An 11,638-nucleotide genomic window follows, 5' to 3' on the forward strand; every position below is an offset into this window, starting at 1 on the left:
CACGACAAGGGACGGCCTACGGTCCGGGCCGATCCACGGCGGCGGGCAACATCGGTGACACAACCCCCGCCACGGCGCGCACAGCGAACGAGTAGGTCGGGTCGAACAGCGATCGGCACCGTCGTAGCCGAAATCCGGGCGCCTCATCCCAGGCGTTCCGTCTCCACCGTGCCGACGTGTCAGGGGTTCCAGCCCGGCGTGGGCTGCGAACGAAACAGCGTGGAAGAACCGTGTGCCAGTAGCGGCACACGTTGTACATCAAGCATGCGTTGCACCGCCGTGCTGCCCAGGGAGGCGTGATGATCGAACAAGAGAATGAGCTGCTGATGGCTGCTTTCCGTGAGGTGATGGCCGGTGTGCCCACACCAGTGACCGTGGTCACTGCGATGGACGGCGGACGGCCGCACGGCACCACGGTCAGTGCCTTCACGTCGTTGTCGATGCAGCCCCCCATGGTCATGGTCGCTCTCGACCGTCGTTCGCAACTGCTCGGGTTGCTCAGGTCGTCGCTGCGATTCGGCGTCAACGTGCTGGGGCACGCGCAAACGGCGTCGGCGCTGGCCTTTGCACGCAAGGGAGGTGCCGAGAAGTTCGCCGGCGTGCTCTGGGAAGCGGACCGAGACATCCCGCGTCTGCTCGGGGCACCCGGCTGGCTCGCCTGCGAGGTCGCCGATTTCGTCGACGGGGGAGACCACGTCATCGTCCTGGGCAACGTCATGTCGGCCGAAACGGCCGGCGGTGACCCGCTCACCTACCACGCCCGGGCCTTCGGCACCCACGTCGCAATCGCATAGACCTTGCAGACGCCGCCCACCGTTCGCCAGGCAGACCGTCCACGAGACGGTCGCCGCGCTGCCCCGTCGAACACGGCGGTGATCGTCGGCGACGAAGGGCGGGAGAAGGAAGGTGACCTGCCGGTGGCCGTTCGAACCGGTGACCGAGCAGTCGCAGTACACCGGGACATTGAGCACAACTACCGCGAACTCAAGAAGGATCCTGTCACCGGCAAGCGGGCACGCACGGCCCGCTACGGGGGAGGTCTTCGGGCTGCCACCGGAGGATGTCGACTTCGCCCGAGGGGCGCTGTGTATCCGCCGACAGGCACAGCTCCTACATGGGCGCTTGTACTTCACACTCCCGAAGGGCGGCAAGACGCGCGTCGTCGACATGTCTCCCTCGATTGCCTCGGCGCTGGCCGAGTACTTCCTTGAGTACCCTGCCGTGGAGGTGGAGCTGCCCTACGGCAACGCCATCCGGGCGAACATCTTCAATGTCGAGGTGTGGAAGCCCGCTCTGGCCGCGGCCGGTGTCATCCCGGCGCGGAATGCGGCGGAACGCTGGAAGGCGACTCGCAAGGACGGCTTCCATGTGCTGCGGCACACCTACGCTTCGGTCATTCTGGAAACGGGCGAGTCCGTGGTCACGCTCGCCCGGTGGCTTCATTCCCGAGGCCGGCGGAAAGGGGCGCGGTGCCATCGACGCACTCCTCAACCGAAGCGCCCGGGTCGTCCCGGCCGGGTAGTGGGCACGCTACTTGGACGCCTACGAGAAGCGGGGCGCAGCATTTGCTGCGCCCCGCTTCGGCGTTCCGGCCCGGAAGTGCGGTTACCGTCCGTGATGTTCGGCGTCCGCCGTTGATGCGGACGCCCCAAGGTTCAGCGTGACCGTTGGCCCGCGGCGAGGAGAACCAGCTCATCACTTCTCCTGTGTCATCGAACGGATGAGGCCGCCCGGCATGCCCACAGCCCTGGCGACAGGACTGTCATACGGGCTCCTGCCAGATCCACCCACATACATGGAGGTCAGATATAGGAAAGTCGACACAGGTGAGCCATATGATGCAGATCATGCGACATGAACTCGACGAAACGGACCGCCGTATCGTGGCTGTCCTGCTCGCGTCGCCCCGTGCCTCCTGGCGCGAGATCGCCCACTGCCTGGAACTGTCGGAGCGCACTGTCGTACGCCGGGTCGCTCCCCTGTTCGCCGACGGCACTCTGCGCGCCACCGTGGTCCGCAACCCCACCCACATCCCCGGTGTCATCCCCATCTCACTGCGCATCCACTGCCGTCCCAACAAGATCCGGCACGTGGCCGAAGCTCTCGCCCACCGCAGCGACACCACCTGGGTCGACATCCTCGGCGGAGGCGATGAGATCTCCGCCGTCTTCTTCCTCGACGGACCCGAGGCCCGCAACACGCTTCTGCTGCGCGACCTGCCCGCCACCGACGCCGTGAACTCCTGGACCGCCCAAACCCTGCTGCGCGTCTTCCCCAACGCGTTCCGCTGGACCGCCGGCCTGCTCACCCCCGAGGAATCCGCCCGCCTGGCCCCCGCCCCGCTCATCGCCCCACCCGCACCACTCGCCGTAGACACCGCACTGATCACAGCCCTCACCGAGGACGGCCGCGCCACCTACACCGACCTCGCCCACCGCGCCGGCACAACCGCCCTCACCGCCCGCCGACGTCTCGACGCACTTGTACGCGGCCTCGTCGTGCGCCTGGCCACCGAGGTGGACCTCGCCCTGCTCGGTATCCATGCCGAAGCCTTGCTGTGGATCTCCGTGCAGCCCGGTGCACTGCAGGAGACCGCCCAGACCCTCAGCACCCACCCCCAAGTCCGGTTCACCGCGGCCACGACCGGACCCGCCAACCTGCTGATCACCCTTGCCGCAACCGACCTCGACGCCCTCTACACCTTCCTCACCACCACCATCGGCGCCCTGAGCCAGATCGTCGCCGTCGAGATCACCCCGCTGCTCGCGACCGCCAAACGCACCGGCCTCATCCGCCGGGCGGCACCGTCGAAAACGGGTGCCTGACCGGTCGACCCTGACACCCGACCTGAGCAGCACACTGTGCTGACCCGTAGCGCCAGGTCGGCCGATGGCCCGATGGCTGTGCTCCAACCAAGCGGGAGCCATACGGCCTGACCGCTCTCGCCCAGGTGAAGGAAGCCCGCGATCCGGCGGTCGGTCGCATCCAGGGGCGTGTCCCATGATCTGCATCACAGAGCGCATCTGTGACATGTTTCCTGCGTCTTGCCCTGCTCTACATGTGCAAGTCGGCCGAAGGCCCGTAAGACGGTGCTCTCGCGAAGCCACGAAGGCTGAGGGATGGCCGCGTTGAGAGCGGGAGGTGGCAATGACTGATCACGGTGCCGATCTGCTGATCCGGGCTGCGGCGGTGCACACGCTGGTATCGAACCAGCCTCCCCAGCGGTCGCTGGCGGTGCGTGGGGACCGCATTGCCGCCCTGTCGCCCGATCCGAACGGCCTCGATGCCTGCGCGATCTGAACCCCACCCACACCCTCGTCGGCGGCCGCTTCGTACACAGCCCGAAGTCCACCGGCTGACCCTGGCGACAGGCGGCCGGGGCGACCGCACACCTCGACACCACCCCTGGGGACGACCACCGGACGGAACGCCCGTTCCTCCGACAGCCGGCGCATCGGCACGAAGAACATCGAGAAGGGAAGCATCATGAATGAGTCGACAGCAGGCATTCAGGTCGCCACGACAGGCGGCCTGGTGCGAGGCGCGCACCAGGACGGGCTCGCTGTCTTCAAGGGCGTGCCCTTCGCCGCTGCCCCGGTCGGCGACCTTCGCTGGCGCCCCGCTCAGCCGCACCCGGGATGGGCGGACGTCCTGGACGCCACAGTTGCCGGGCCGAGCGCACCTCAGCCCTACGTGGAAGGCGGAGACCCCGTACTCGGCGGTCATGGTTTCCCGCCCTTCGACGAGGACTGTCTCACCCTCAACATCTGGACGCCGGCTGCCGACAGCGCCGCGCGGCCGGTCCTGATCTGGATCCACGGCGGCGGGTTCGTCTCGGGATCCGCCACCGTGCCCTTCTACTCCGGCGACACCTTCGCACGCGACGGCGACCTGGTCGTGGTAACGATCAACTACCGCCTCGGGGCACTGGGTTTCCTCTATTTCGGGTCCGAGCACGGCGGTTCGGACACGGAACCCGGCAACTACTGGCTCACCGACCACGTCGCGGCCCTGCAATGGGTCCGGGACAACATCGCCGCCTTCGGCGGAGACCCCGCCAACATCACCATCGGCGGACAATCCGGTGGTGCCTACTCCGCGGTCGCGCTCGCCGGGCACCCGCAGGCCAACACCCTCTTCCACCGCGCCATCCTCCAAAGCACGCCCTTCGGTTTCCATCTCCCGGACCGCGCCGAATCCCAGCAGATCACCGCCACGTATCTGGACGTCGTCGGCGTCAAGGACCTCGACGAACTGCGCCAGGTCCCCTGGACACGCCTGATCGAGGCGTGGCCCGAGGTGTTCGAACGCGCCAACAAGTGGGGCCACTTGCCGGTGCCGATCAAACCGGTGCTCGACGGCGTGACCATGGCTCGCGATGCGGTGGACCTGGTCCTTGACGGCGCCGCACTCGACATCGACATCCTGATCGGGTGGACCAGGGAGGAAGCCAACCTCCTGGCTGTCTTCCCGATGTACGCCGACACGACCCGGGAGCAGGTCCTGGCCCGCGCGGCCGAGTCCTTCGGCGACAAGGCCGCCGAGGTCTACGCCGCCTACGAGGCCCGACGCCCGGGCGCCACACCCCTACAGGTCCTCATGGACCTGCTTTCCGACGAAAGGATCGTCGCGCCGGCCATCGAGGTGGCCGAGACGCGGGCCGCCCGCGGGCGGCCGGTGTGGGTCTACCGCTTCGACTACCCGACCCCCGCATACGACGGCCGTCTCGCCGCCCCGCACGGCCTGGAACTGCCGTTCGTGTTCGACAACTTCGACAACTGGTCGCACGCACCCCTGGTCGAAGGCATCGAATCACCGGCCCGCGACGGCCTGTGCACGGCGATGCACCAGGCCTGGATCTCCTTCATCCGCACCGGAGACCCCAACCACGCCCAGCTGCCCAAGTGGGAGCGCTACACCGAGGACAGGCCCACAACGATGCGATTCGACACCGTCAGCACAACCACCGAGAACCCGTAGGAGGTCTCGACCGACAAGGTCTGACACCCGATCGAGAGTGTCACGCAGGCCAGGCCACAGGGTTCAACGCGCGAGATCCGCGAGGATCTCGTGCTCGTCATCGCTCGCGAGCCTCGACCATTGCGTAGACGCCGCGGGGCTACCCAGGCGCCTGTTCGCCGGCCGAGGCTACGACCTCGACAGGCACCGGCGCCTGCCGCGAGAGCGCGGCATCACTCCCCGCATCGCCCGACGCGGGCAGGCCCGTGGCTCCGGACTCGGCAAGATACGACAGGACCAGGCGACGGATACGCGGGTCCGTCGCTGAACCTGCACCTGCTGGGCCCCGTGCGGCCCGGGCCATCGCCGTGTCCAGCGCGTCGCGGGTGTTGACGAGGTCGGCGATGCGGGACGAGAGCTTCTCGCGTTCCTGTGCCATTCGCTCAAGCGCGGCCTGGGAGTTGTCGAAGCTCGGCGCATCCACGCAGGGCAGCAGCTCCAGGATGGCGCGGCTGGAGAGTCCCGCGGTGAAGAGACGCTGCAGGAACAGGACCCGCTCGACGTCCTCCTCCTGGTAGTGGCGTTGCCCGCGTGGGCTGCGCTCGCTCGCGATCAGGCCCTGCTCCTCGTAGTAGCGCAGTGACCGGGCACTGACGCCGCTGCGCCGCGCGAGCTCTCCGATGCGCATGTCCGCCACTCCTCACCGTGCCACTGACCCGCCCGCGTGACCTGCGCCACACGACTTGCCTCTGACATTGATGTGAGGTTTTAGCGTAACTCCCGCGCCCGGACACGGGAACCGATCACGAAGGAGGCCCTCATGACGACGCTGCTCAGCAGCTACCGCCTCGGCGAGCTGACCCTGCCCAACCGCATGGTGATGGCACCCATGACGCGGGTGCGCGCCACCGCGGACGGCCAGGCCACGCCGTCCATGGCCACCTACTACGCCCAGCGCGCCACGGCCGGGCTACTGGTGACCGAGGGGGTGCAGCCGAGCCTGATCGGCCAGTCCAACCCGGGCACCCCCGGGCTGCACACGGACGGGCAGACCGCTTCGTGGCGGCAGGTGACCGAAGCCGTGCACACCAACGGCGGCCGCATCTTCGCGCAGCTGATGCACGGCGGACGCGTCTCACACCCGGACACCACCGGCCTGCCGCCGGTCGGCCCCTCGGCTGTGCCGGCCGTCGGCGAGGTGTTCACCCCGACCGGTCCGCAGCCGGCGCCGACGCCGCGCGCACTGGAGACCCACGAGGTGCCCGAGCACGCCGAGTCCTACGCGCAGGCCGCGCGGCGCGCGGTCGAGGCGGGCTTCGACGGGGTGGAGCTGCACGGCGCCAGCGGCTATCTGATCTCGCAGTTCCTCTCCTCGAACGCCAACGTGCGCACCGACGGCTATGGCGGCTCCGTTGCCGGCCGGATCCGCTTCGCCGTCGAAGCCGCCGCCGCAACCGTCGACGCGGTCGGCGCGGCCCGCACCGGCATCCGTCTTTCGCCAGGTGGCACATTCTGGGGCGTGCAGGAGACCGAGGTGCTCGAGCTGTACACAGCGCTGCTGACCGAGCTCGCTCGGCTCGAGCTCGCCTACGTGCACTTCCAGGCCACGGCGGGCGACCCGACTCTGATCGCGCTGCGTCGCGCATGGCCCGGTGCGTTCATCGTCAACCCGGTCATGCCGATGGGGCCGAAGCAGACCGACCGCGTCGCCGCGGACCACTGGCTCGGCCTCGGGGCCGATCTGATCAGTTTCGGCCGAGCGTTCCTCGCCAACCCCGACCTCGTCGAGCGTCTGCGCACCGGAGCGCCGATCGCCCCGATCGACGAGTCCACCCTCTACGCGGGCGGCGACGCCGGTTACCTGACCTACCCGACGCATCAGCACGCCGCGAGCTGACGGTGTCTTGGAGAACCGGGTCCCGGCTCGGTCGCCTGCTCACCGCAGCCGCCAGAGGGGCGCGGGTGCCGGGGTGAAGCTGCCGATCGCCAGGTACCCGGTATTGGCCGGCTCGCCCTCTCCGGCGGTAGCAGCGCCTGTATGGCTCACCTGTACCGGCCCGGAGGTCCTTGGACCGGGGCCGGCGTAGCCGGTTACCGCTGTGAAGCCGTCGCGGGCGATGGCATCACCAGGGTCTGTGGCGGCTACCGCTGGCTCTGGTGGCGCGTCCGCAGTCCCAGGACCGACGCGGGGGTCACCGTCCGGGGGGGGTGACGTTTGGGCCATCTCGCCAGTGTCAGGGGTGTCCAGCAGCCAGAAGAACGGCGTCGACGCGGTCAGCACGACCGCGGCCACCGTGATCGTGATGTTCCTAGGTCGCGACACCCCACTGACCCCCTTCCAGCAGTCGAAAGACGCCCACCTCCGGCGTATGGGATGAACTTCACCGGCGGCACAGGACGTCTCCGCGCAACCACCGGTTCTCCACGCGCTGTTGAACTCACCGTCCATTGCGTGATCACAAGAGCGGCATCACGCAATGCCGAGGCCACGGCAGGCGCCCCAGCCGTCCCGAGGGCGAGGGGTGCTCTCCGTGGGACGAAACGGCATAGGCCGTCGCAATGCGGATAGGTTCCGCGCAGGGCGGATAGAGGGGCTGGAGCGGCAGCCCTGGCGTGTGGGTTGGAAGCCCTGTCTGGCCGAGGAGCTGGGCGGACGCCAGCCGCGTTGGGCCTGCCCAGAAGAAGTCTCAGACAGCCGCACGTTCCACTTCCCGCAAATGCGTGAGGCCATCGGCATGGTCCGCCGCCGTGCCGCCGCCGTACTGGGAGAGTGGAGAACAGCGCCGGGGACTGCCGAGGATGCCCTGCTCGTCATCTCCGAACTGGCCACCAACGCGATCATTCACGCTCTTGCCCCGGCAACGCTGAAGCTGTCCCTGACGGAGATCGACGACCGGCCAGGCATCCGTATTGAGGTGACCGACCACGGCCCTGCGCCCGCTCATAGGCCCGACGAATGGTTGGACCATGAACACGGACGCGGGAACCTGATCGTCGAGGCGCTCTCGGTCTGCCACGGTCGGCTGGACTTCCCCGGTGGGACGATCTGTTGGGCCGACCTAGAAGATCACTGAAAAACTGTAGGCATGCAGGGGGAACGGGCCGGGAAGATGGCCGGACCGGATCTGTGGGTCACCTGCCGGGAGTTGATCCCAGCCGGGAGCGTGTTCGCGTTCCTGGCCGAGCGCGGGGAGGCGCAGCTCCTGCCGTCGATGTCGCCGACATGTATCCCTCATCCAACGGGCGTCCGAGTCTGCCGCCGCAGGTCCTGGCCGCGACGGTGGTGCTGCAGAGCCTGTCGGACTTCGAGGTGCTCGTGCCACAACGGCCCCCCTTCGGCGATGAGTTCAACGATCGCATCCGGCGACAGCCCGGCAACCCGGTACTCCGCCACGATCAACTCACGCACCCCAGCCCGTCATGCACAGTTCGACGAGCTACCTGGGCACCGAGCCACAGCCAACCGTGCACGAGGTCGTTGGGGCGCGCAGAAGAACAAAGTGCGGGTAAGCGACGTACTGGCCTGCGAGGTCAAGTCTCAGAACCCAGAACTAGATTTTCTGCGCGCGCTCAGGGGGCGGCCAAGACGGTAGCGGCGAGGTCGGCTCAGGTCCGCAGAGTCGTGGACGGCAACTGCCCGTAGCGGCGCTGGTAGTCGCGGGCGAAACGGCCCAGGTTGCCGAAACCCCATTGGTAGGCGATCTGCGCCACGTTCTTGCCGCTGTGCGGGTCGGCCTGGGCAAGCGCCTCGTGGGCGCGGGCCATCCGGACGCTGCGAACGAACTCCGTCGGGGTCAAGTCCAGATGCTTCCGGAACCCCTCCTGGAGAGCGCGAGGGCTCAGGGAGGCAGCCGCGGCCAGCACGGCCACCGAGAGGTCGGTCTCGGGTTCCCGTTCCACCAGTTCCAGTGCCCTGCGCAGTCCTCGCGGCAGCACGTTGCCGGGTCGGCCTCCTTCGTCGGCGTCGACCACCGGATAGGTGCCCACGAGCGCGGTGGCCAGCATCCGGGTGAGCTGTGCCGTCAGAAGCGGGGAGCGGGTGAACTCGCCCCCTTCGGTCGCCTCCTGCCGGACCAGCGCGGCGACGGCCTGCCAGCTTCGGGCAGCTGTCGGAGTTATTGGTCCGCCCAGTCCGAGTCTGACGGCGCCGCCGGCGGCCACTCCGGCAGACTCTCCGGCCTCTTGTACAAGGTGACGGGGCAGCCTGATCGTCTGCAGCCGGCAGCCGGACTCCCAACTCAGGGAGAACGGGCGGTACGAGTCGATGGCCACAGAATCACCCACGGCCAGCGTCCGTTCCGCGCGCCCCGACCTGATCGTCAGGGCGCCGCGCAGTGGTGCGGAGACCAGGACCCAGTTCCCGAGCGGGACCGGTTCGACCTGGACCGCGGAGCCATAGGACAGCTGATGGACGGCGACCTCGCCAAGCAGAGCCTCCGTCTGTACGGCGTGGAACTGCACCAGGTGGCCGGTCACGGTGAGCTCGTGCGGGCAGTAGCTGGCGCCGACGCACGTCGACGCCTCATCGAGGTCTCGTGTATCGAGGAGTGTCTGCGCTCGCGGGGTCATCCGCATCTCGCCTCACCTGCGCCCCAAGGCCAGTGTCCGCGGATTCGGGCTGGAGCGTCAGGCTCAGCCGATCCACAGTGGCGCAACGCTACAGCGCGACCGCTCTGAGGGACCGCAGGTCCGACGAGTTCGCGCACGAGGAGAGGAGCTGCCATGACCACCTTCGTCCTGGTTCACGGATCTTGGCACGACGGCCCACTGTGGAAGCTGGTGATCGACAGGCTCGAGGAGCTGGGGCACACCGCCTACGGCCCCACGATCGCGGGGCACGGAAAGGGCGTCGGCAAGGCAGTGGACCACGACGACTGCGTGGCCTCGATCGTCGACTTCATCACGGGCGAGAACCTCAGCGACGTCGTCCTCCTCGGCCACTCCTTCGGCGGCACCGTGATCGCCCGCGTCGCGGAGGAGATCCCCGAGCTGATCAGCAGGCTGATCTTCTGGAACGCGTTCGTGCCCCAGCCCGGCAACAGCCTGCTCGACGAGGTTCCCCCGCACTACCGCACCCTGTTCGAGCAACTGGCGGCGGACTCCGACGACAACACCGTGACGCTGCCGTTCCCGATCTGGCGGGAGGCGTTCATCCAGGACGTCGACCTCGACACCGCCAAGAGCACGTACGAGCGGCTGTCGTCGGAGCCGTTCCAGCCGTTCGTGGACAAGCTCGACCTGACCCGGTTCTACGCACTTCAGACGCCGAGGTCCTACCTCAACGGCACCGAGGACATCGCCCTTCCGCCCGGGGAGTGGGGCTGGCACCCTCGCATGTCCAGCCGCCTCGGGATGTACCGGCTGGTCCAGATGCCGGGCAGCCACGAGGTAATGCTCAGCAACCCGACCCTGCTCGCCGAGAAGATCGTCGAGGCCGGGCGGCCCTGACCCCCGGCAGTCGGCGTGCGCGCCGGAGACCGGGTGCGGGTGGGACAGGGGCGGTCGGCGACTCCAGTCCCACCCGGTGCCATGCCCGAGACGGGCCGCCGGGCCGTACTCTGTGCGGGACGCGGCCCGGCGCGGCCGCTCGGCGATGCCATAGGCGACGTTCATCATGTCCGCCCCTGCGATGGGCCGACCCACGGGCGTCGGGGCCGGTCCCTGACGCCGGTCGTCTCAGCTCTCCGGGCGGATGAGCCGCTCATCCGGGATCACGGCGACGCCGAGGATCTCGATCATCGCCTCCGGCTGCCATAGGGCTGCCGTGCCGATGCCGGCCATCGCCGGGAAGACCGGGCCCGCGAGTTCGCGCCAGACCTTCCCGATCTCCTTGCCGTGTGCCTGGTAGTCGGGGATGTCGGTGAGGAAGAGCGTGATGCTCACCAGGTCCTCGGGGATCCCGCCGGCGGCGCGCAGCGTGGTGAGGACGTTGCCGAACGCCTGCCGGAACTGCGCGACGATGCCGCCGGGGACGATCCGCATGTCCGCGTCGAGCGCCGTCTGCCCGCCCAGGTAGAGCGTGTTGTCGCTCAGGGTGCCGTGCGAGTAGCCGCTCGGTACGGGGAGCGAGGGCGGGTTCACCGGGATCGGAGTCATTGCGCGTACCTCCTGGGACTGGGTGGGTGCAGGCAGCGTAACTCATCTATTGACTGTTTTCGACGATCGTGAAAATCTCGCTATATCGCTGCTCCGAAATCCCAGGGAGAACTCCGATGAAGCTCGCCACCGTGGCCCACGACGGCCGTACGACGGCCGCCGTCCTCGACGGCGATCGCTGGCGGGCGCTGCCGGCCGACGACCTGTCCGCGCTGCTGGCCGCCACCGCGCTTGACGGTGTCGCGGGCCTCGCCGGGGCCGAACTGCCAGGCGCCGTACCGGTGTTGCCGCTGCCGTCCCCCCGGAAGGTGGTCTGCTGTGGCCTCAACTACGCCGACCACATCGCCGAGATGGGCCGCGAGCTGCCGCTCCACCCCACGCTCTTCGCGAAGTACGCCGACACGCTGACCGGCCCTGAGGACGACCTGGTCCTCCCCAAGGGCCTCGACGTGGACTGGGAGGCGGAGCTCGCCGTGGTCGTCGGGGCCGAACTCACCAGCGCAGACCGGGATTTGGCGGGGCGGTCCATCGCGGGCTACACCGGCGCCAACGACGTCAGCGTGCGGGACTGGCAGCGGCGCTC

12 protein-coding genes and 2 pseudogenes are annotated in these 11,638 nt (G+C 68.5%); 11 read left to right on the forward strand and 3 right to left on the reverse strand.

Translation table 11 applies throughout. The features are described from left to right. Positions 1-299: 299 nt before the first annotated feature. The 6 genes and pseudogenes from KVT45_RS47770 to KVT45_RS57090 all read left to right on the forward strand — a co-directional run. Complete coding sequence (locus KVT45_RS47770; protein WP_217558201.1) at positions 300-794, forward strand: flavin reductase family protein; 495 nt, start codon at positions 300-302, stop codon at positions 792-794. Positions 795-1,122: 328 nt separating this feature from the next. After that, positions 1,123-1,638, forward strand: coding sequence for a hypothetical protein (locus tag KVT45_RS47775; RefSeq protein ID WP_217558209.1), 516 nt, complete (start codon positions 1,123-1,125; stop codon positions 1,636-1,638). A gap of 209 nt (positions 1,639-1,847) precedes the next feature. Next, on the forward strand, positions 1,848-2,825 hold the full coding sequence (locus tag KVT45_RS47780; protein ID WP_308311092.1) for an Lrp/AsnC family transcriptional regulator: 978 nt from the start codon (positions 1,848-1,850) through the stop codon (positions 2,823-2,825). Between the two features lie 322 nt (positions 2,826-3,147). Continuing rightward, entirely contained in the window at positions 3,148-3,300 is a 153-nt protein-coding gene (locus KVT45_RS47785) for a hypothetical protein (protein WP_217558337.1), read from the forward strand. A 186-nt stretch (positions 3,301-3,486) separates the two neighbouring features. Next, positions 3,487-4,980, forward strand: coding sequence for a carboxylesterase/lipase family protein (locus KVT45_RS47790; protein WP_217558220.1), 1,494 nt, complete (start codon positions 3,487-3,489; stop codon positions 4,978-4,980). Positions 4,981-5,122: 142 nt separating this feature from the next. Next, positions 5,123-5,245: pseudogene (locus tag KVT45_RS57090) on the forward strand (IS5/IS1182 family transposase); the annotation flags it as partial. A gap of 60 nt (positions 5,246-5,305) precedes the next feature. Here the strand turns inward: KVT45_RS57090 and KVT45_RS47795 are convergent. After that, positions 5,306-5,647: pseudogene (locus KVT45_RS47795) on the reverse strand (MerR family transcriptional regulator); the annotation flags it as partial. A 132-nt stretch (positions 5,648-5,779) separates the two neighbouring features. Between KVT45_RS47795 and KVT45_RS47800 the strand changes: the two are divergent. The 3 genes from KVT45_RS47800 to KVT45_RS47810 all read left to right on the forward strand — a co-directional run bounded on the left by KVT45_RS47800 (position 5,780) and on the right by KVT45_RS47810 (position 8,033). Then, positions 5,780-6,856 (forward strand): alkene reductase, encoded by a 1,077-nt coding sequence (locus tag KVT45_RS47800; RefSeq protein ID WP_217558228.1) that lies wholly within the window; start codon positions 5,780-5,782, stop codon positions 6,854-6,856. A 343-nt stretch (positions 6,857-7,199) separates the two neighbouring features. Then, on the forward strand, positions 7,200-7,337 hold the full coding sequence (locus KVT45_RS47805) for a hypothetical protein (RefSeq protein ID WP_217558230.1): 138 nt from the start codon (positions 7,200-7,202) through the stop codon (positions 7,335-7,337). Between the two features lie 339 nt (positions 7,338-7,676). After that, complete coding sequence (locus tag KVT45_RS47810) at positions 7,677-8,033, forward strand: ATP-binding protein (protein ID WP_217558238.1); 357 nt, start codon at positions 7,677-7,679, stop codon at positions 8,031-8,033. A 532-nt stretch (positions 8,034-8,565) separates the two neighbouring features. Here KVT45_RS47810 and KVT45_RS47815 read toward each other — a convergent pair. Next, a complete protein-coding gene (locus tag KVT45_RS47815) occupies positions 8,566-9,528 on the reverse strand; it encodes an AraC family transcriptional regulator (protein WP_217558246.1) in 963 nt (320 codons plus the stop codon). Positions 9,529-9,681: 153 nt separating this feature from the next. On the opposite strand from KVT45_RS47815, the gene KVT45_RS47820 reads away from it, so the two are divergent. Next, complete coding sequence (locus tag KVT45_RS47820) at positions 9,682-10,407, forward strand: alpha/beta fold hydrolase (protein ID WP_217558251.1); 726 nt, start codon at positions 9,682-9,684, stop codon at positions 10,405-10,407. 228 nt (positions 10,408-10,635) lie between these two features. Here the strand turns inward: KVT45_RS47820 and KVT45_RS47825 are convergent, their stop codons facing one another. Continuing rightward, a complete protein-coding gene (locus tag KVT45_RS47825; protein ID WP_217558259.1) occupies positions 10,636-11,055 on the reverse strand; it encodes a RidA family protein in 420 nt (139 codons plus the stop codon). Positions 11,056-11,171: 116 nt separating this feature from the next. Here KVT45_RS47825 and KVT45_RS47830 point away from each other — a divergent pair. Next, the coding region (locus tag KVT45_RS47830; protein ID WP_217558273.1) for a fumarylacetoacetate hydrolase family protein at positions 11,172-11,638 on the forward strand (467 nt) is incomplete at its 3' end.

It is taken from the genome of Streptomyces sp. GbtcB6 (genome assembly GCF_019091475.1).
Lineage (GTDB): Bacteria > Actinomycetota > Actinomycetes > Streptomycetales > Streptomycetaceae > Streptomyces > Streptomyces hyaluromycini.